This is a genomic window from Larkinella rosea (genome assembly GCF_003858635.1).
Taxonomy (GTDB): Bacteria; Bacteroidota; Bacteroidia; order Cytophagales; family Spirosomataceae; genus Larkinella; species Larkinella rosea.
The window spans coordinates 184,028-206,176 of record NZ_RQJO01000016.1 but is presented as its reverse complement, the minus strand read 5'-3'; the positions used below and the strand labels follow the sequence as shown (position 1 = coordinate 206,176).

Genomic DNA, 22,149 nt, shown 5'->3' with positions numbered 1-22,149 from the left:
ATGACGTTAAGTAAAAAGTATATTAAATGTAGTAACATATTGAAAAACAATCCTTACTTCGTAGTCATTGAAATTTGGTGTAATGAATGAAGCAGCGTTACAGTCAATTACTATGGTTGGTGTGGGGATGGCTTTTCTCCCCCTGTTCTGTCTTACTGGCGCAACCCAAAACGCTGCCCAGGCCCGAGTTGATAACCGACCAGCAGGGCCTGCCGCAGTCATTTGTACCGTCCATTGTGCAGGACAAGCAGGGGTTTATCTGGATGGCAACCCGCGACGGGCTGGCTCGCTACGACGGCAGCCAGTTCAAAGTGTTTCAGCCCGACCCGAACGGACGGCCATCGCTTTCGACTGCCGAAGTGGCTCAAATACAAGTAGATAAGCATGGAAAGCTCTGGATTTCGAATGAACTAAATGACCTGGATGTCTTCGATCCGGTTACGGAACAGTTTACCAATTTTTCGAAGCAATCCGATTTTAAATCCTTTAAATCAAAGGATCTTCTGGTATCCCGGTATTATGTCGACCGACATGACCAGCTCTGGAAAACATCGGCAAATGACGGGTTAATTTGCTTAGACTTGCGAACCAAACGGGTTCAGCATTTTCGACATGATCCGCAGCAGCCTCAATCATTGAGTAACAATTTTGTCATTGGAATCAGGGAAGACCGGGCTGGTAATCTTTGGGTAATTACCGTCACCGGACTCGATCGAATTGATTGGAAAACCCATGCCATCCGCCATTATTTGCACCAGCAGGTTTTAGAATCCAGTACCACCGGCGTTTGGGTCTGTAAATCCGGCGATGTAGTGATGACCACGGAACGTTGGTTATGGGTTGTCAAGCCCGCATCCGGACAGATTCGCAAGTATCCAATTCCGGCGATCGCCACCCCCGACGGGTATGTACATTTTACGGAGGATAGCCACGGGAACCTCTATTTTGCCCGTCACTCGGCCCTTTTCAGGTTTATTGATCAACAGGGCGTTCAATTGCTCGATGAAGGTGGTGACCAAAGTCAAAATTCGTACCAGGTAGCCTTTATTGATCAATCGGATGTGCTCTGGGTAGGCACTTCCGGCATGGGCGTTCGAAAATACGACCTGCGCAATCACCCCTTTAAAACCGCCCCCTACCAAACCGAATTTGTCCCGGATTTACTTTCTCCGAACTGGCTGGGAGGAGCCCTTCAACCCGGATTTTCCGGTAAAATCAAACTAACCAGTTACAATTTTCGCTACACCTTCGATCAGCGCGGCCGACTATGGTATAACATGGGTAGCTCGGACTTGTACCGCATTGATTTTCAAAAAAAGAAAACCGATCCGATTTCGTTCCCAAGGCACTTCGCAAATCCGGTCATCGGGTTCCATACCTGCCCCCTGGCCACTGACCCAAGCGGGCGGGTGTGGGCGGTTTACGATACCACCGCGTTTTGGTATGATGAGCAGCAAACCCAGTGGAGAACTTTTCCTTACCCCATTCCGCACCCACTGCTCAATGCCCACCAGATGCTGGTCGTCGATGACCAGGCCCTCTGGCTGGCTACCTCATCCGGCGGTTTGCTGCGGATCGACCGGTCCAGTGGTCGCATCAAAAAGTACAATCAGATTCGGAACAACCCGGTCTCGCTGAGCAGCAATGCGCTGCTCTGTCTGGCTTCTGATCCTACAAACCCGGACCTGCTCTGGATCGGAACCTTCGGCAGTGGGGTTTGTATTTTCAATAAAAAAACCGGTTTGTCCAAACGGTTGTCGGTGGCCGATGGGCTGCCCAATAATGTCATCTATTCGGTGATTCCCGACAGCCACGGCGATGTGTGGGCAGGTACCAACAAGGGGCTGGGGCGGATTAACCGACGAACGCTGAAAATACAGACTTATACGACCAAGGATGGCTTACTGGCGAATGAATTCAACCGGTTTCACTTTCTGCACATGCCCAGGCAGGGAACTGCTGCGGACGACCACATCCTGATGGGGGGGCTGGAGGGCATTACGGCCTTTAAACCGGGTGAAATCCGCCCGGATTCCTTTCAGCCGGTGACCGAGATCACGAGCCTTTTCATTAATAATAAACCGGTTGTGCCGGGTTTGAATTCACCCCTGGGCGAATCCCCCATTCAGGCCATTCACGAGCTAAGATTGCCCTACAATCAGAACTTTTTGACCATTGAATTTGCGGTTTTACAGTTTAACAAACGCGAAAAAAACCGGTTTCGCTACCAACTGGAGGGGCTCGATCCCGGCTGGGTGGAAAGCCGTCGACCCGAAGCGGTTTTTACGGATTTACGCCCCGGTACGTATACGTTGCGCCTGAACGCGACCAATTTAACCGGTGTCTGGAGTTCGAAAATCCGTATTCTGAAGATCATCATTCACCCGCCCTGGTGGGCTACCTGGTGGGCCTACGCGTTCTATGCTTTAGTTGTTATCTGGATTTCGTACGGGCTATTTCAAAATTACGTCAACCAGCTCAAAATGCAACAGTCGATCGCTCTGCGAGACCATGAAGCTGCAAAACTCCGGGAGCTGGATGCGATGAAAACCCGGTTTTTTGCCAACGTCACCCACGAGTTCCGCACACCCCTGACGCTGATTCTGTCGCCTGCCGAACAATTGCTGCAACAACCGCTGGAGGCCGACATCCAGCGCCGGATTTCGATCATGGAAACCCAGGCCCGGCACCTGCTGCGACTGATTAACCAGTTAATGGATTTCTCCAAGCTGGAAGCCAGCCTGATGACTCTCAACGAGTCGCTGGGTGACTTGGGCCAGTGTGTGGATCAATGGCTGGTGCCGTTTCGGGAACAGGCTGCCGGACTGGGCATCGAACTCGCCTTCGAAAACCGCCTGGCATCGCACTACTGGTTTGATGCTGGCAAACTCGAACCGATCATCTATAATCTGGTGTCGAATGCCCTGAAGTTTACGCCGAAAGGGGGCTACGTTTGGGTCCGGATTCAGCCGCTGGACGAAAAGAACGGGGTCGAACTCGTGGTGAAGGATACCGGAATTGGTATTCCCGCCGTCAGCTTACCGTTGATTTTTAACCGGTATTATCAGGTCGAAACCGGGACAGAATACATTCCCAGCCGACCGTCGGGGACGGGCATCGGACTGTCGTTGGTCAAGGAACTCGTGGAGTGCCAGCAGGGGGAGATTGCGGTGGAAAGTCAGACAGGACAAGGCACCCTCTTCCGGGTGTGGTTGCCGGTTCGGGTAGCGCAACCTGCCGAGAAAAGCCGATTGGGTGTTGAATTACCGATGGCCATTTTTAAAGAGGAGGTCGGAGACGAACGGGTTCGGATTTTGCTGGTTGAAGACAATGCTGAACTGGCGCAGTTCATCACCGAGAGCTTACCATTCTGGTATGAATTTGATCTGGCCCATAACGGACTGGAAGGGCTGACTATGGCCCTCGAACACATGCCCGATGTCGTCATCAGCGATGTGATGATGCCGGTGATGGATGGCTACACTTTGTGCAACAACCTGAAAAGTGACCAGCGAACCAGCCACATTCCGGTGGTGTTGCTGACGGCGAAGGTGTCTTATGAAGACCGGATCGAAGGCTTGACGCGGGGGGCGGATGAGTACCTGACCAAACCGTTTCACGTGCAGGAGCTTCAGTTGCGGGTGCGGAATCTGTTGGAGAACCAGCGCAGGCTGCGGGAACAACTCCATACCGAGTTGCTTCAGCCGGGTTTGCCGCAGCCTGTTCAAAATCAGGCCCCGGCATCAGTCGATCCGTTGCTGGCGGGCATCACGGAACTCATTGAATCCAATCTGGATAATGCTGCGTTTCGGGTCGAAGACATCGAGAAGTTCACGAACATGAGCCGGATGAGTCTGTACCGCAAGATGAAAGTGGTGACGGGGATGACACCCGGTGATTTTATTCGGGTATACCGGCTGAAGCGGTCAGTTCAGCTGTTGAAAGAGGGAAAAGCGATCTCGGAGACGGCCTACCTGGTCGGGTTTGATTCACCGGCGCATTTTACCAAAATGTTTCGGCAGCATTACCAGGTAAGCCCGAGGCAGTATCTGGCCAACGCCAAATAATTCCATCACAACAAGACTTTCGGAAGGATAAAACAAACCCGCCTAAGTAAAGCGGGTTTATCAGCTTTTTGGGGTATACGCTCCGTGAAAAGAAATCACTTCTCCAATTTTTACAGATTGGGTGGCAGTCCCCTTCATCGGCTTACCCTATTGTGCTTTGGGAGATTATCGCCTTCATCCCTAAATCCATCACAATTATCCCAATTCGCTCGCCAAAGTCCGGAGTTTAGGTCCATTTGCTCATTTTTGGGTCAGTGGGAAAATTGTTATAGTAATTGGGAAAATTGCGATAGTCTGTGCGTGATGAACTAGGTATGTTCGCCGGTGGAAGAAAACCACTCCATAGCTTAGTTTACTCATATGAAAAAAAATTTACTCCCGCGTAGATCGATCGGTCTGCGCCTATTCGCGGTTTTTGCGCTGCTCTTCGTTGCTCTGACGGCTTCTGCCCAGATCCATGTGACCCCAAACGGGGGTATCAGTACGCAGGATGGAACGTCCTGGGAAACCGCTTACCCCGGCACAGCCTTACCGGGCGTACTATCCAACCCCGCTAATCTAACGGTTTTGGTCGCCAGCGGTTTGTATAAACCAACGACTACCGGTGACCGCACCCAATCCTTCACCATTGCATCCGGCGTGCAGGTTTACGGCGGTTATGATCCTTCCAGCGGAAACCGTACGACCAATCCATCCAGCACGACTTTATCCGGCGATATTGACAACAATAATACGCTGGATGATGGCAATAGTTATCACGTCGTGCGGTTTTACGGAGCCAACGATCGGACTTGCCTGGATGGTTTTGTTATCACCGGCGGAAAAGCCAATGGGTCCGGTACGGATGGCTGGGGAGGGGGTATTCTCAATCTGGAGTTGACCGACCCGGAACAGCCCTCAGACCCTACAATTGCCCATTGTACTTTTACGCAAAATTCGGCGGCCGTTTTAGGAGGGGCCATGATGAACAAGGCATTCCTGCCCGGAAGCAATCCAATCATTACCTATTGTGACTTTATCGAAAACAAATGTGATGATCGCGGTGGCGCCATTTTTAATGACCGAACCGGTGATCCCGATCATCCCATCGTCATCAGTCACTGTACTTTTACCGGCAATATCGCTCCATCCGGGGGCGCACTGTATAACAATTCAGCGGGGGGGGGCACTAGTAATGCCCGGGTCAGTGATTGTACTTTTTCGCAAAATTACGCCAATTTAAGGGGTGGCGCTATTTACAATTCGGGTGCCAGTGGCGGAATTTCCAATCCCCGCATTGAACGTTGTGATTTCAGTCTGAATAAAGCAGAAGTACATGGCGGAGCGATCGTGAATGATGGTGAAGGCGGTACCTGCAGTCCGACCATTATCTCCTGTCGTTTCAGTCAGAATGAAATTCCCTCAACCGGTCGAGGTTTTGTAAAAGGGGCGGCAGCCATCCAAAATAACGGGCGGAGCGGTAATTCCAACCCTGTGATCACCAATTGCAGTTTTACCAAAAATAGATCAATTGGGTGGGGAGCGGCTATGTACGCCGATGCTGAAAATGGGGGCAGAAGTACCCCCGTCATCACCAATTGTAGCTTTAGTCAAAATAGCGGAAAGGATAACATTGGTGTCATCTTCGTAGATTGTGGTGGCCCTTTTACGCAGATAGGTATTGCTACTTTCATCAACTGCGTCTTGTTTGATAACGGCACCAACCCGATCGATACGTTTTATGGCGTCGTCATTGCAACCAACAGCCTGTTCGATGCACCCTACGCCTACACAACCGACCCGACCAACCTGACGACAACCACCTCTCCATTTGTGGATGCCGACAATGAGAACCTGCAACCGGTGGCCTGCTCGCTGCCGGTGAATGCCGGGAACAACAGCGCCGATGGCCTGACAGGAATTACCACCGATCTGGCCGGTAACCCGCGCTTTGTCAACACCATCGATATGGGAGCTTATGAATTTCAGGGGGTTACCATAACCGGCCAACCTGCGTCGGCTTCGGCGGTTTGCGCGGGCAGTTCGGTCAGTGTACCGGTTTCGGCTACGGGCGTTGGTTCCTTAACTTACCAATGGTTCAAGGATGGAAGTCCGCTTAATCCGGCCCAAACTTCGGCCACGCTCAGCCTCACCAATGTACAGGCAGCCCAGGAAGGAAGCTATCAGGTAGTCATTACCTCAACCTGTAATTCGCTGACATCCAATGCCTTTTCGCTGACGCTCACCTCCAGCCAGGTGGCACCGGTTATCAGTCTGCCTCCGAACATCTCATTGCCCGTTTTACAAAATACCCCCTTTGTTGCCCTGACCGTTTCGGGTTGCGAAGGAGGGACCCTTAGCTGGCAGGGACCCGGAGGAGTCACTGGCAGTAGCACTACCATTTCTGTACCTACCGCGACGACCGGAACGCTGGTGTATTCGGCCACCTGTACGGTGGGAAGTTGCACCAGCCCCCCCGGTTCCACAACCGTTACCATTAGCCCTTCCCTGGTGAGTGGTTCGTTCGACGGGTTTGTTAACGGAGCGGATTGCAGCACCTTTCGGGGCTGGGCCTGGGATCGTAATAAAGTCAACACCCCGGTTTCGGTCGATATTCTCGATGGGCCCAACGTCATTGCTACCGTTCTGGCCGATGTCTTTCGGCAGGATCTGCAAACGGCCGGCAAAGGCAATGGCAAACACGCCTTTAGCTGGCCGATTCCCGCCAGTTTAAAAGACGGTTTGCCCCACAACCTCTCGGCCCGCGTCGCGGGCAGCAGCTTCATTCTGAAAGACTCCCCCAAAGCCCTGATCTGCGTTGGCACCGGAACGCCGGAAAACAAAGCGCCGGTTGCGCCATCGCCCACGGTTTTGATTGCGCCCCTGGCGGCTCAGGTGGGCGTACCGTTTTCGGGAACGCTGGTGGCTTTCACCGATCCCGAAGGCCAGCCATTGATGTACGCCCTGAGCGGTTTGCCCGACGGGTTAACCATTAACATGACTAACCGCGTGATCTCGGGAATACCCACCGTTGCCGGCAATTTTGTACTGACGTATTCGGCCAATGATGGGGTGCTGACCAATTCCGTGAGTTTTCCGTTGACGGTCAACCCGGCATCGACGACGACGGTCACGGGCAGTTTTGAAGGGTATCTCGACAAAGTGGAGTGTGGCACGATTCGGGGTTGGGTCTGGGATCGCAATAAACCCAACACGCCGGTCACCGTCGAGATTTATTCCAAAACCGCTGGCGGGGTTGAAACCATCTGGGGCAGTACGGTGGCCAACATTTTCCGACAGGATCTGAAGGATGCGGGGAAAGGCAACGGGGTTCATGCCTACAGTTTCGAGGTTCCCTCGGGACTGAAGGACGGGAATCAGCGAATTATGTATGGCCGGGTACTGGGCAGTACGTACGCGTTGAAAGATTCGGGAAAACCACTGACGTGTAACGCGCCCACGCGGCTGTCGGCCGAAACCGGTTCGGCGCTTCAGGTAACGGTTTTGGGTAATCCGGTTTCGGATCAGGTCGAGGTCGAAATCCGGGGTGGGGAGGGCCAGCAACTTCACTTGCAATTAACCGACGCCAGCGGTCGGCTGGTTGGCCAGCGGCAGGCCGAAGTCGCAAAACCGGTCGAGCACCAGCGGTTTTCGGTGTCGGGACAGGCCGCAGGGCTATTGTTGTTGCGGGTCAATAGTGGACTAAAAACCGTAACCGTGAAGGTGTTGAAGCACTAAGACGCATTATTCAGGTTTGGTAAAGGCGCAGGTCGATGGTCTGCGCCTTTTCTGTTAACTGACTCATACCGAGCACATGCTCAATCCGTGAATCGTTTCACACTTCGTTTCCGGAAGCTTTCCCTTCAACAAACGCCTGAATGTTCCGGCAGGTTGTCCGGGCAATTCCCTGTAACGCATTGCGGGTAAAAAAGGCCTGATGCCCCGTAATCAGTACATTGGGGAATGTGAGCAGACGCATGAACGTGTCGTCCTGAATAATGGTGTTCGAGAGATCCTCAAAAAACAAATGACTTTCTTCTTCGTAAACGTCCAGGCCCAGATACCCGACCTGTCCGTTTTTCAGGCTTTCAATGACGGCCTGCGTATCGATGAGTGCCCCCCGGCCCGTGTTGATCAGCATCACGCCTTTTTTCATCCGGGCCAGCGTGTCTTTGTTGATAATGTGACGGGTTTCGGGCGTCAGCGGACAGTGCAACGTGAGAATATCGGACCGATTGAGCAGTTCTGGCAGGGAAACGTATTCGATCCCGAGTTGCTCGGCTTCTTCATCCCGAACAACATCATACGCCAACAGCTGACACCCAAAACCGCCCAGAATCCGGGCGGTCACTTTGCCAATCTTGCCCAGGCCCAGCAAACCGACGGTTTGCCCAAACAGGTCGAACCCCATCAACCCTTCGAGGGCAAAATTACCTTCCTTGACCCGGTTGTAAGCGCGGTGGGTTTTTCGATTCAGGGCCAGAATCAGAGCCAGCGTGTGTTCTGCCACCGAATGCGGGGAGTACGCAGGCACGCGCATCACCTGAATCCCCGCCTGGCGGGCGGCATCCAGATCAACATTATTGAAACCAGCGCACCGCAAGACAATCAATCGAACGCCCTGACGGGCTAATGTGCGGATGACGGCGGCATTGGCCTGATCGTTGACAAATAAACAGACCACCGGCGAACCGGTGACCAACTCCGCCGTGGTTTCGTCCAGCGGCACTTTCAAAAACCGCAGCTGAAAGCCGAAATCGGCGTTGGTTTGCTGAAAAAAAGTAAGATCGTAGGGCTTGGAACTGAAAAAAGTGACGTTCATAGGCATCTCAATCAGGTCAGACGTGTGGCTACTAAGGAGGTAATCCGAAACCGTTCCGGCGTTAACCGTTTATCCAATGGCAAGATAGCAGGTAAGATTGGAATGGCCGCTTGCGGAGTTTTTTTAAACCGGTCCGGTTTGCGCGTAAGCGATAGGCACTTTTGGGTGGCGGCAAAAGAGTAGGATCCGGTTATTTTCTGCACGGGATGAGGAGAAAAGTCTTGCCCAATGCGTTTCTTAGTACGAATAGTCAAAAAGTCAGTTATGCAATCGATTGGAGCCGCCTGTTTGTTCGTCCTTACCTTGACCCTTGCAAAACCCGCGTTAGCCCGGTCTGCCACCCATCCTGAACCGTCCGAAACCCGGTCTGGGGAAGACCGGAACGATACGAATCCGAAAACCGTGACCATTCTGGGGCTGGGCGATTCGATCACTCAGGGGAGTACCGATTTTGATTCGTACCTTTTTCCGCTTCAGAAAAAACTCCGGCAGGCCGGGTATCACTTCCGGTTGATTGGTCCCAAAGCGAGCGTTCATCAACCGGATTCCATATATAATGCGGGATACGGCGGTAAAACGGCCGAGTTTCTGGCAACGATGGTCGACAGCATTTACACCCGGTTTCCGGCCGATGTCGTGTTGCTTCATTCGGGCCATAACCATTTTGATACCGAAAATCCGGTAGCGGGCATTATTGCGGCCCAAAAATCAATGATCGCTAAACTGATCGCCATCAATCCCCGCGTGGTGATCTTGGTTGCTCAGGTGATTACCAGCGGCAAACTGCCGAAATACAGCTACATTCCGGCCCTGAATCAACAAATCGGCGAGATGGTCAACCAGCTGAATAACCGGCAGGTGATTCTGGTCAATCAGGCCAAAGGCTGGGAATGGGAAAAGAACACCATCGCCGATAAAGTACACCCGAACGCGCGCGGGGCCGAAAAAATGGCTCAAGCCTGGTTCAAAGCCCTGAAAAGACACTGGCCTTCCACTGACCGGAATTAACGCCATGTGCCGGTTTTTCAATCCGCCGGTTTTATTAGTTGCGAATTTCCACATGGCCTTCCGTTCCCCGGATTCGCCTTGAAACCGGTCATAAACCCAATTGAAACGATACTTTAATGGCAAAGGGCGTTACATTCGGATTCTGGCGGTAGGTTAGCCGGTGAATTGCTTCGACGCGAACCAGTTTAAAAATATTTTCAACCCCGTAACCCACTTCCGCGTAGGGATCGCGTTGAAGCGAATAAACCGGAGCCAGGGCCTGGCCGGAGGCATCGTGCGTGGCAATCAGGGTACGATTCGCCGGGCTTAAACCGCCCCATAATACGCTGGTATTGACGAACGTACGCCAGCCCAGACGCCGGATCAGCGGAACCCGGTTGGTGAGCAATCCCTCAAATTTATGTTCCAGCGAAACCGATGCGTACCGATCACTAACAAACTCAGCGTAATTCATCAGGTTGAACGCATTGCGGTTGTAAAACGGCGACTGGTTGCCAACGTGGACCTGCAAGAGCGGGTGGGGCAGGGTTGAGGGCGTAAAACCGGCCTGCACGCTGTACTGCGTCCGCCCGAGCAACCCCCACCGCAGCGTATGATCCAGCTGAAAGTGCCATTTGTGATAACCGCCAAACGATCCTCCCTCGAAAGCCGCCGTGCCGTAGGTGTAGCGAAGCGTGAGGAGGGGCGCGGTTTCGGTGGCCCGGCGCTGAATCCGGCGTTTCGTGACCCGGCGGGTGGGAACCCGCCCCGGAGCATACCGCAGTTCCAGAAAGGCTTCTTTTCCCCAGATACTCGACTGAAAAGCGGTTTGCTGCGTGTCCTGAAGGGGATGCCGGAAGGCAGGAAAAAGCGGATCGATGTGGCGGTAGCGAACCCCGGCCGTCTGAATGAAATCAACACCTAAATCCCGTTGAACAGACAGGCTTGTTTCATTCTGATAGAACGCATTTCGGTATCGACCAAACCGGCTGGTGGTTCGCAGCAGCGGATTGCCGGCCAGATCTTCGGTTCGAAAACCGAGTTGCTCCAAATCATAACTGCTCTTTAAGATGATCAGGGTCAGCGGTTGCCGCGTCGGAATGAAGTTCACTTCGCCCCCCATTTTCCAGACCTGATCGCGCGTTCCGTAGGCACCGTAGGCCGACAGCTGCCAGTTGCGGCTGAACGCGTTGTTGGTTTGCAGCCCGAGTCGCAGGCGGTTTCCTTCAATCCGGTTATACGCCCAGAGCGAAAAAACCGGTCCGATGTCAATGCCTTTGGTGAGCGGTAAATAACCGCTATTGAGCACAAACTGGCCCGCCCACCGGATGAATTTGAAAACCGGCAGGTTCCGCACGGTATCCAGAAGCGCGTGCGTTTCCTCGCTTGCCCGGGAGTCGGGGAGCGTCTGGCGTTGGGCCTGCCAGTATTCCGCCGAAGCGTTCCGGGCGTCTTCGACTACCTGCACCTCCTGGTCGAAGAATCCAACCGGCCGGGGCTGCCCCACCCGCGGCTGGCGAACCGTGGAGAGGTAATCTACCGTGGCTCCAAAGGTGTTTCTGACGACTTCAGCAACCTGAATAGTCAGGCGGGTTGTTTCCGGAAACCAGACGGTGGAAGACTCGCTGGCGGTTTCGTGCGTTTGATGCACGTCAATCTGTTTCATAAAATTGACATTGGCTGCGGCTCCCACCTGCGCGTCAATCTGCACGAGGGCAAAGCTGAGCGTATCGATCCACATTTTCCCCTTAAAGACCAGATCGCGCTCGTTTTTAGGATCAAAATCGATTTCGTAACAGGTATGCAGCCCAACCTGCGCGGTATCCGCCAGAAAATAGGTGTAGGCAACCCGTCCGCGCTCGGCGAGGGGCGATATAAAGTCTTTTTTGAACAGGCTGACGGTGTTCTGGTAAAAGTCGAGCGTGTTAAAACCAGCACCGGTAAATTGGGCAATAAAGCGATCGTCGGTCAAACCGGCACTGCTGATGCGGGTTTTCAGAATTTGCTCCTTCTGGCGTTCCGGCTGGCGTCGGGCATACAGGCTGGAAACCGTTTCGGAGAAAAAGAGCGGTACATGCTGCGATGGTTTTCCGCCTTGTTTTGGCTCGACAGCCCGCAGCATGGATTGGACCGGTTTTCGTTGCCGGAACGATTCGGCCATTTGGCTGATGTGAATGGCCAGCTGGCTATAGGCCTGGTATTCGTAGCCATCGGTCTTCCGAAAATCGTTTTGGGCACGGTGGGCATTGACCTCCCGCAGAATCGGATAAGCCGGGTTTTCGCCCGCCCGAATCACCACTTCGGTCAACTGCGTCGCAACCGGTTTCAGAACAATCTCAACGGCTTGGAAAGACTGAAAACCAGCGATCGCCATCGTTGTGGTTTGGTAGCCCATCGCCGAAACCAGCAGCGAGTCGGCCCGCTGGTTCAGGGTTAATTTGAATTGACCGTTTTCATCGGCCTGTGTGCCAATGGATTTGCCCTTCACCGCAATCGAAGCAAAGGGCACGGCGGCTCCCGACGGAGTTTCGGTGATGCGTCCTGAAAACGTCTGTGGGCTGGAAACCGGTTGGGCTAAGCTGGTTCGACTCAGCAGAAGAAGCCCTGCAAAAATCAGTTGTGGATAAGCGAAAATCCGGCCGAAGCCGTGAACGGGAAAAATCAAATGGAAATGCATTACCTTCTTGCGGTTGTTTACAGTCTGTTGGTACAGCATTGACCGCGAAGGTGGGCTTTCCCCCTATGCCCAAAAACGATGGTTTGAGTGAACGGTAGAAATAGACGGTTGAATTGATTGCATAATGACTTTAACCCGTTGAGAAAGATCGCCCGGAAAAACCGCTAAGATCGGCAAAAAAGAGGAGCGAAGCCCACCGGTTTTCGTGGCTCTTTAGTGCGTAAGCAGCGTTACGAGGGGTTCAATCAGTTTTCGGGAACCGGCGGCATCCAGATGCAAGCCATCGGGCGTCATTGTTTCGATGTCCAGACCCGGCGTTGTAAATCCATCGACAAACAGGCACTGGTTTCGTTGAGCCACTTGTTTGAACGTTTGGCTCATCGCTTTGACCCGCTCTCCACCGCCCGCGTATTTTTCCGTGGATAATGCTTTCGTGCCGTACGGCGGGGGCGAAATGATGACGATTTTGGCCTTGTTAAGAACCGGATAGGGACACGCTCTGATTCGACGAATCAGTTTCTCCAGATTGAGCGGCACTTCGGCCTGACGGTCGGCAAAAACCGCCTTGGCGTCGTTGGTGCCGAGCTCAATCAGGATAAAATCGTAAGCCTGGCCATTGGACGACTCGGCTGCTTTTTTCAGGTTGACATCCGCGACCAGCAGCGAATTCAGCGTACTGTCGCCGTTGTTTACAAAACCGATCGTTCGTCCGGACCGGCTGATATTAACGACCTTGGCGTTCGGGAACGCCGATTTTACCTGCTGGGGCCAGCTGTATGGAAAGGTACCGTTGCTATCGCCCAGGGTGAAAAGGGTGAGTCGTTTTTCGGATAAAACCGCCGGTTGGGCCACGGCTACGAAGGACGCCAGTAGTTCGGATACCAGCAGGGATAATAGGAGTAAGGATTTCATTTCCGGGTTCAGGATGGATCAGCACCCAAATATACCCAACGAAGAAACGCTTTTCGGCATGAAGGGTAATCAAACACTAACCGTATTTTGCAACCTATTCCCGTCAACCGTTAACTTGCCGGTCGATTGGGTGAAAAACCGGTTGGAAAATTTCTTGCGCGATGAAACAATACTCCTTTACGTGGCCCGTCGGCCTGATGGTACTTTGGCTGTTCGGTAGTGGCTGGTTGCGCCCGACGGCGGCTGGGTACCGGGATACCCCCAAAATGCTGTACGGCGACCAGTCCCGGCTGGGCCGACCCTACGCCAAAGATCCGCACGTTGTCAAATTCAGGGGGCGTTACCTGATGTATTTTTCCGTGCCTGCTTATACCGACTCCAGTGGCGTCAAGCACGGCTGGGGCATTGGCGTGGCCGAAAGCCGGAACCTGACCGACTGGCAGAAAATGGGGGAAATTCCCCCCGTGGCCGATTACGAAAAAGCGGGTATCTGCGCGCCCGGCGCTTTGGTGAAAGATGGGAAGGTACACCTCTTTTACCAGACCTACGGCGGTGGCCCGAAGGATGCGATTTGCCACGCGTGGTCGGAAGATGGCCTTTATTTTACGCGCAACGCTACCAACCCTATTTTTCGCCCGACGGGTTCGTGGAACTGCGGCCGGGCGATCGATGCGGAAGTATACCGGTTTAAAAACCAGTACTTTCTCTATTTTGCCACCCGTGACCCGGCCTACAAAAACCAGCTTCTGGGCGTGGCCGTTGCCCCGTTGAAAACATCCTTTAACCGGGAAGAGTGGCAACAACTGTCCACCGAAGGCCCGATTCTGAAACCGGAACTGGCCTGGGAAGGGGAGTGCATCGAAGGAGCTTCGGTGATTGAGCGAAACGGCGAACTGGTGATGTTTTACGCCGGAGCTTATAACAACTGGCCGCAGCAGATTGGCGTCGCCCGGAGCCAGGACGGAGTACGCTGGGAGCGGATGCAGGCCGAACCGTTCCTGAAAAATGGGGCGCCAGGCAGCTGGAATTCCAGCGAATCCGGGCACCCGCATATTTTTGAAGACAGCGACCGGCAAACCTACCTGTTTTACCAGGGTAACAACGACAAGGGCCGCACCTGGCTGCTATCCAATCAAAAACTAAGCTGGAACGGAAACCGCCCGGTGCTGCCGTAATCGCATCCGTCCGGCAAAAATGCGTTCAGTACGGCAGCCCACCGATGCATTCACTTTTTCTTACAATAAAATCACGGGCGTAGTACCATTTTGACTAGTACTTTTCCTAAATTGAACGTATAAATAAGACACACCTTCCCGGGGAACCACCCCATTCTGACCCGATACCATCAGCTAACCCAGTAACCATGTCCAATCTGCCGGAGACCAACAGATTGCGAGATTCCCAGCTCTGGAAAGAGCTAGTGCTTGGCAATGAGCAGGCACTGGGATCACTCATGCGGATACACTACCGATCCTTGCTGAATTACGGGCAGAAATTTATCCGGGATGAAGAATTTCTCAAGGATTGCATCCAGGAATTGTTCATCGAAATCTGGAACCGGAAACTGACGCTGTCCTGCCCCGACAACGTCAAAGCCTATCTTTTTTCGTCGCTCCGACGTAAAATCTACCGGGAGGTTCACAAGTTTCCGCTGTCCTACCAATCTGAAAGCGTGGATGCTGAAGACAGCGATGTATACGTTGAATTTTCCCCGGAATGGTGGCTCATTGAAGAAGAAAGCCTGGCCGAACGAACCCAGAAAATGGGTTATCTGCTCAACCTCCTTCCCAAGCGCCAGCGGGAGGTGATCTACTTAAAATACTACCAGGAGCTTAGCCGGGAGGAGATCGCGGAGGTCATGACCATTTCTCCCCAAACCGTATCGAACCTGATTCAAATGGCTTTCACGAATCTGCGGGACCGGATGAAAACGGTTACGATCAGTCTCTTCGTCTTTCTAACCCTCTTTCTGAGCTAGAAAAGGCTCCTTTCATAAATTTTAAAAAAATAATACAAAAATCTGGTATGAGAGACGCATTCCCTGCATCTCATCATTGAAGCGCATTGCTATGACCGATTACCGCAAGTATACCATCGAAGATTTTCTGACCGACGCGCTGTTCCGGGCGTGGGTCCTGACCGGCGACACCCAGGCGGAAACTTTCTGGCAACACTGGCTGGTCGCCAATCCGGACCGGTCGGAAAGGGTCCAGGAGGCCAGGGCGCTTTTGCTGGCGATGGCGGAAAAAAAGCAAACGCTTTCCGACCCTGAACTCGACCAGATCGTGGAGGCCACCCTTGGTAAGCTGAACCGTGAAACGGCACCGCCAACCGCCAGGCCGTTGTACCTGGTGCTGGCGAGGATGGCAGCCGCCGTGCTGCTGGTTGCCGGACTGGGCTGGCTGGTGTACAGGTTTCCGACGGCGGATTCTTTGAATGCAATCTCCACCCGGTCATCGTCGTCAGAAACCCGGGTGGAACGGAGAAACGACACGGATCGGCCGATGACGGTGCTGCTGGGTGACAAGAGTACCGTCATCCTGCAACCGGGCAGCCGGCTCTCGTTCGGTTCGACTTTGGAAAAGGCGTCGAACCGGGTTGTTTACCTCGACGGCGATGCCTTCTTTGATGTGGTGAAGGATCCGGCGCGTCCTTTCTTTGTTTATTCGAACCAGCTTATTACCAGAGTATTAGGTACTTCTTTTCGGGTAGTGGCGTATGCGCGGGAACAGCAGGCGTCGGTCAGTGTGCTGACGGGTAAGGTGGCCGTATTTGCGAAAGAAGACCTGGAAAAAATGGCGATTCGTCCGGGGGCTGGGCAACTGGTTCTGTTGCCCAATGAGCAGGTCACGTTCAGTCAGAATAAGGCCCGGTTTACCAAATCAAGGGTCCAGGGGTTGGCGAAGCTGTATCACCCGCCCCGGTTTTCGTTCGACGAAACACCCGTTACCGACGTTTTTACGGCTCTTGAGAAAGAATACGGTATCGACATTGAATACGAGCCTGAAAAAATACACGGCTATCTGTTGACGGCAACCTTTTCCGAGATGAGCCTGCACGACGAACTGGATCTCATTTGCCGCATTATCAAAGGCACGTACCATATTGAAGAAGGCCGGGTGATCATTGAAACCGATCAACAACTGCCCGCTGAAGACGCAAATCATTCACGAAACCCTACTTTATGAATAGAACCTGATCTACTAAAAACAACATGATGTCGCAACCATCATGAACTCCCCAACCCCTTTATTCTCTCCCGTTGACTTGACCTTGACCTGGGTAATCCGACGTAGTTTGCCCAGTCATCCAGTGTTGTAAAACCATTGAAATATGAACCCAAACCAGCGTTTCAAAACCCTTTGGCGCACGATTATGAAACTATCGGTACTCCAGCTCTGTATCGCCCTCGTATTTTCCAGCCTTTCTTTTGCCGGTGCCGACGCGCGTGGCCAGGAAATCCTTGAGAAAAGAGTAAGCCTTCAAATGGAGGGCATGAGCCTGAAAAAAGTGCTTTCCGCGCTCGAAAACCGGTCGGACGCCCGTTTTATTTATAACCCCAGCGAAATTCAGTCATCGCTGGAAGTGACCGTCTCAGTCCGTAACGAGCGGCTGAGCGATGTGCTGATCAAACTGCTGAGCCCGTTACAGACCTCGTTTGAGGTGAAGGGAAAACAGATCCTGCTTTTCAAAAAGAGCAGCTCTTCACTCAAGGCATCGGGGTCTATGGACATCGCGGTTGCTGAAACGCGCACGGCGCCGGCCAAAACCGTAACTGGCGTTGTGACGTCCAACACCGACAAGGCGGGAATCCCCGGCGTGAATGTTATCCTGAAAGGATCCCAGTCGGGGACGACCACCGATGCGACGGGTAAGTTTTCCCTGGACGTCAACGGCGAGGGGGCCGTCCTGATCTTTTCCTACATCGGTTTTCAGACGCAGGAGATTCCGGTCAATAACCGCAGCGTGATTGACGTGGTAATGACAGAAAGTGTGAATACCCTGCAGGAAGCGGTTGTGACGGCCCTCGGGATCAAGCGCGATAAACGATCACTGGGCTACTCCGTGGGCACGATTGAAGGCACGTCCGTTACCCAAACTCCGCAGAATAACGTGTTGAACGCCATGGCAGGCAAGGTTGCCGGTGTTCAGATCTCGCAGATGGGCGGGGGCGTTGGGTCGTCGGTGAGCATGATCATCCGCGGAGCCAATTCCCTGAACGGCGACAACCAGCCGCTGTTTGTCATCGACGGCGTACCGGTCGCCAACAAGCTCTCCAACGGGTTTGCGGGCGCCGACATGGGGAATCCCATTTCCGACATCAACCCGAACGACATTGCCAATGTATCGATCCTGAAAGGACCCAGTGCCGCAGCCCTGTATGGTTCACGGGCCGGTAATGGGGTTGTGCTGATCACGACAAAATCCGGTGCGGGGGGTAAAAAAGGGATTGGGGTGTCCCTGAATACCGCAGTTGTGGCCGATGTTCCGCTGCAGTATGTACCGGTTCAGAACAAATTCGGATCGGGCAAAACCGGTGCGCACATTCTGGAAGAACCGGAAAACGAAAGCTGGGGAGCGGCCCTCGATAAAGGTGAGCAATGGGTATTGTGGAACAGCAATGGCCAAAAAGTGCCACTGGTTTCGTATCCCAACCGGTTCAAGGATTTTTTCCAGACCGGGATCACGAACACGAACAACGTTTCGGTGAATGGGAATTACGACAAAGGAAATTTCCGGTTGTCGGTCGGAAATATGTCGAATACCGGCATCATCCCGAATACGGATCTATACCGCCTGACGCTCGCCCTGAACACCACTTACAACCTGACGGACAAGCTGCGGGCCTCGGTGAATATGAACATCACCGAATCGGGTTCCAATAACCGCCCGATCATCGACCAAAGCCGCAATGACGTCGTTCGGAGTGTTTACGAAACCGGTGCTCAGGTAAACATCAACGACCTGCGCGACTACTGGCTGCCCGGTCAGGAAGGCATCGCCCAGCGGAAATACAAGGACAAACAGAATAACCCGTTTTACCTGGTGTACGAGAATCCCACCGGTTTTAAACGCGACCGGGTGGTGAGCAAGATTCAGCTCGATTACGACATCACGAAGGCGTTTTCGGTCACCGGCCGGTACTCGCGTGACTCGTACGAAGAGATTCAGGAAGCCAAAAAGGCCTACAACAACTTCGAGGCCGTCAACGGAGCTTATCAGATTTCGAATAACTACAACAAGGAAACCAACCTTGACCTGATCCTGAGCTACAAGAAAAGCTTTGGCGACAACTGGAGCCTGAACGCACTGGCTGGGGTAAACCGGCTGGAGCAATACGGACGGAGCCTGGCGACTGCGGCAACCGCCCTGGTGGTGCCCGGTGTTTATAACATTTCCAATGGCGCTCCCGGAGCGGTTTCCTACAACAGCTTGCTGAACCGGAAGCAGCTGTATGGCGTGTATGGATCAGCCTCCGTTGGTTTCAAAGACATGGTTTACCTCGATCTGACCGCGCGTAACGACTGGACCAGTACCCTGCCGAAAGGAAACAATTCTTATTTCTATCCGTCGGCTTCGCTCAGCCTGATCGCTTCGGAAATGTTCACCATGCCTCGTTGGGTCAGCTTCGCCAAAGTACGGGCGGGTTATGCGCAGGTGGGTAACGACGTCGCGCCGTACTCGTACAGCCGAATCTACCAAACCGCCCTCGACTGGGGCGCGGCCAAAAGCATGTACATGGGCGGAACGCTCACCAACCCGAACCTGAAACCTGAAATTGCTACCTCAAGCGAGATCGGTGTTGACCTGAAGTTTCTGAACAACCGACTTGGATTGGATGCGACTTTCTACCAGCGGGGAAATAAAAACCAGGTACTGTCGATTGTAACGCCCATTGAATCCGGGGCGAACACCAAGCAGATCAACGCCGGACTGGTGGAAAGCAAAGGCTTTGAACTGGCCCTGTACACGACGCCGATCAAAACGGAGAACTTTACCTGGGACATGAACTTCACCCTGACCCGGAACCGCACGTATATCACCCGACTGGCGGATGGGATCAAGTATTTCTCCTTTGTGTCCTACTCCGGAGCCGAGGTTCGGACGTACGAAGGGGGCCAGGTGGGGGATATCTACGCAGCCCCGATCCTGCGGGTGAAAGATACCAATTCACCGTACTATAACTATCCGATCGTGACCAGCGGAGGGCTTTACCAGACCGACAACGATGTGAACAACCTGAAAAAGATCGGCAACTTCAACCACAAGTTCCTGATGGGCGTTCAACCGTCGATCACATACAAGAATATAACGTTGTTCGCAAACGTCGACTGGCGTCTGGGTGGGTCGTTCTACTCCAATACGATGATGTTCCTGGGTAATAACGGTCAGCTGGAAAAAACCCTGACCGGGGAAAGCTACGATCCGAAACGAAGCCTGGCTGAGCAGATTAAAGAAAATCCGGACAAATACCTGGGGAGCTGGGTCGGTGGCCGCAATGCCGAATACAACGGCTTTGCCTGGCCGGAAGGAAGTGTGGAAGCGGGCCGGCGGGTGCAGGATGCCAGCCTTAACCCGGGCGTACTGGTCACCAAAGATGCGAATGGCAATACGGTTTATACCGAAAACCTGGGCGGTCCCGGCAGTAAATGGCTGGATCCGTTCAGCGCCTACCGCTACGCCAATCGGCCCTTTGCCGAAAAGAACATGTACAGTGCTACGTACGTGAAAGTGCGGGAAGTTTCGATTACCTATCGCCTTCCCAAAACCTTTGTCAACCGGCTGCATCTGCAAAATGCCTCGATCGGGTTTGTTGCCAACAACATCTTCATGTGGACCGCAGCGGGTATCAAAGGCCTTGATCCGGAACGGGCTTTCCGACCCAACGGCGTGGGCTGGTCGCAGGGCGTGGAGTATTACAACGTGCTGCCTTTCACGGGTTCGTTCGGGGCTAAATTGAATGTAGACTTTTAATTGGAAGCAAAAATGAAAATGATAAAAGCCGTACGAATTTCCCTGCTGGCGACGATGTGTCTGTGGTTATCCGCCTGTAAGGACCTTACCGAGATCAACACAAATCCGAACAGTCCCGAAAATGTGTCGCCCAACTACGTTCTTACCTATTCACTGGTCAATAGCGGAAAGCTGGTCTTTGGGCTGGGTAAGAACAGCTCCAAGATCGCGGCTGCCATGCAGTACATGCAGGCGGGAACAAACGAAGGAGCCGCCGAAACGAACCAGTATGCCTGGACGCAGGAAAGCTGGGGTGGTTATTACGATATCCTGCGGAACGTGCAGATCATTTACGACAACGGCGTGCGGGATGACAATAAACTGTTTCAGGGCATCGGATTGACCATGCGGTCCATGATTTTCGGGTTGCTGACCGACATCTATGGCGATATTCCCTATTCCGAAGCCCTGAAGGCCAGCGACGGGGCATTTTTTCCAAAGTATGATAGCCAGGCGGATGTCTACAAGGGCATCCTGACCGACCTCAAAAAAGCGAACGAGTTGCTACAGAACCTGACGGCCAAGGATGCGGTGAGCGCAACGTCCGATGTGATGTATAAGGGAGATGGGGCTAAATGGCGGAAGTTTGCCAATTCGCTGCGGCTGCGTTACGCGCTTCGTCTGGCGGATAAAAAGGCGGAAATGGCGGCTCTGGGGATCAATCTGGAAACCGAGTTCAAGGAAGCGTCTGCCGGTGCCTTCACCAGCAAGGCCGACGATGCCACCCTGGCGTTTCTGGGTACCAATTCCGACAACGCCCAACCCGGCGGTCCGCTGGCATCGGCTACCTTCAACTGGCTGACCAAACCGGCAAAACCGCTCGTCGACAAGTTGCTGCAGTTGAAAGACCCGCGCTTGCAGCGCTGGGCCAATCCGGTTCGGAGAAAATGGGATGCAACCGTGACCGCGGTAACCACCAAAACCGTCACGAACCTGTTCGGGGAAACCTATTCCGTGGTCTATGTGCCAAGCGTAGCTTCCAGTGCAGATACGAATCTTTACGTTGGTTTGCCGGTCGGTCTGCCCATTACGCAGGGCATCGTCTACAACAAGGGAAATGATGTGGCGGTGTATCCCAACGAACAGAATCCCTACATTTCGTTCATTCACGACCGCTACCGGAAAAATACCGACCCTTACGTAGCGATGAATTTCATGAATTACCCGGAGGTAGAGTTCATCCTGGCCGAAGCGGCCTTGCTGGGCACTTTTGGTGCTACGGATGCGGAAGGTCACTATAAAAAGGCGGTTCAGGCGTCGATGGACAAAGAAGGAGCGCTGGCCGCTACCGGATTCAACTTCGAAACGTATTATGCGCAACCGGGCGTCAGTTACGCCAGCGCGGGGAACAAGCAGGAACGGATTTTAGAGCAAAAATGGATCTCGTCCTGGTTCAGCGTCCAATCCTGGTTCGACTGGCGACGGACGGGCTATCCCGCGCTGAAAACCGGTCCGGTGGCCCAGTTCGGCGCGGCTCTGCCGATCCGTTACATGTATCCAACCCCCAACCTGGACCCCAAATACATCGCGAATTACAATGAGGCCGTAAGCCGGTTGGGCAGTACCAACTACATTCCGGCGGGCCAGAGCAAGGATCACCACTACGCCAAAATGTGGCTCATTCAGGGTACCAACAAACCATATTAAAAAGGAAAGCCCGGTCCGAATACGACCGGGCTTTCCTTTTTCTC

The 22,149-nt window shown here is 53.3% G+C and carries 11 protein-coding genes; 8 read left to right on the top strand and 3 right to left on the bottom strand.

Going from position 1 to position 22,149, the window contains the following annotated elements; translation table 11 throughout:
- Nucleotides 1-86: 86 nt before the first annotated feature.
- Together EHT25_RS30860 and EHT25_RS30855 are read left to right on the top strand one after the other, a co-directional pair.
- The gene (locus EHT25_RS30860) at nt 87-4,067 is read left to right on the top strand and encodes a hybrid sensor histidine kinase/response regulator transcription factor (protein WP_124879310.1); all 3,981 of its coding nucleotides are present in this window, start codon (nt 87-89) and stop codon (nt 4,065-4,067) included.
- Between the two features lie 360 nt (nt 4,068-4,427).
- Nucleotides 4,428-7,784: an immunoglobulin domain-containing protein gene (locus EHT25_RS30855; RefSeq protein ID WP_124879309.1), complete on the top strand. Its 3,357-nt coding sequence runs from the start codon at nt 4,428-4,430 to the stop codon at nt 7,782-7,784.
- 97 nt (nt 7,785-7,881) lie between these two features.
- Here the strand turns inward: EHT25_RS30855 and EHT25_RS30850 are convergent, their stop codons facing one another.
- A complete protein-coding gene (locus EHT25_RS30850; protein ID WP_124879308.1) occupies nt 7,882-8,868 on the bottom strand; it encodes a 2-hydroxyacid dehydrogenase in 987 nt (328 codons plus the stop codon).
- A 264-nt stretch (nt 8,869-9,132) separates the two neighbouring features.
- On the opposite strand from EHT25_RS30850, the gene EHT25_RS30845 reads away from it, so the two are divergent.
- Entirely contained in the window at nt 9,133-9,876 is a 744-nt protein-coding gene (locus tag EHT25_RS30845; protein ID WP_185731549.1) for a GDSL-type esterase/lipase family protein, read from the top strand.
- An 88-nt stretch (nt 9,877-9,964) separates the two neighbouring features.
- Here EHT25_RS30845 and EHT25_RS30840 read toward each other — a convergent pair whose 3' ends face one another.
- Nucleotides 9,965-12,532 (bottom strand): DUF5686 and carboxypeptidase-like regulatory domain-containing protein, encoded by a 2,568-nt coding sequence (locus tag EHT25_RS30840; protein WP_185731548.1) that lies wholly within the window; start codon nt 12,530-12,532, stop codon nt 9,965-9,967.
- A gap of 213 nt (nt 12,533-12,745) precedes the next feature.
- Nucleotides 12,746-13,444, bottom strand: a complete 699-nt coding sequence (locus EHT25_RS30835; RefSeq protein WP_124879305.1) for an SGNH/GDSL hydrolase family protein — start codon at nt 13,442-13,444, stop codon at nt 12,746-12,748.
- Nucleotides 13,445-13,605: 161 nt separating this feature from the next.
- Here EHT25_RS30835 and EHT25_RS30830 point away from each other — a divergent pair, with 161 nt between their 5' ends.
- The 5 genes from EHT25_RS30830 (at nt 13,606) to EHT25_RS30810 (ending at nt 22,105) form a co-directional block, all read left to right on the top strand.
- Nucleotides 13,606-14,619 carry a family 43 glycosylhydrolase gene (locus EHT25_RS30830; protein WP_124879304.1) on the top strand — a complete coding sequence of 338 codons (1,014 nt, stop codon included), beginning with the start codon at nt 13,606-13,608 and terminating at the stop codon, nt 14,617-14,619.
- A 188-nt stretch (nt 14,620-14,807) separates the two neighbouring features.
- On the top strand, nt 14,808-15,422 hold the full coding sequence (locus EHT25_RS30825; protein ID WP_124879303.1) for an RNA polymerase sigma factor: 615 nt from the start codon (nt 14,808-14,810) through the stop codon (nt 15,420-15,422).
- Between the two features lie 91 nt (nt 15,423-15,513).
- Nucleotides 15,514-16,632 carry a FecR family protein gene (locus tag EHT25_RS30820; RefSeq protein ID WP_124879302.1) on the top strand — a complete coding sequence of 373 codons (1,119 nt, stop codon included), beginning with the start codon at nt 15,514-15,516 and terminating at the stop codon, nt 16,630-16,632.
- A gap of 187 nt (nt 16,633-16,819) precedes the next feature.
- Complete coding sequence (locus EHT25_RS30815; RefSeq protein WP_221622351.1) at nt 16,820-20,419, top strand: SusC/RagA family TonB-linked outer membrane protein; 3,600 nt, start codon at nt 16,820-16,822, stop codon at nt 20,417-20,419.
- Between the two features lie 12 nt (nt 20,420-20,431).
- A complete protein-coding gene (locus EHT25_RS30810) occupies nt 20,432-22,105 on the top strand; it encodes a SusD/RagB family nutrient-binding outer membrane lipoprotein (protein ID WP_124879300.1) in 1,674 nt (557 codons plus the stop codon).
- The last annotated feature ends 44 nt before the right edge of the window (nt 22,106-22,149 follow it).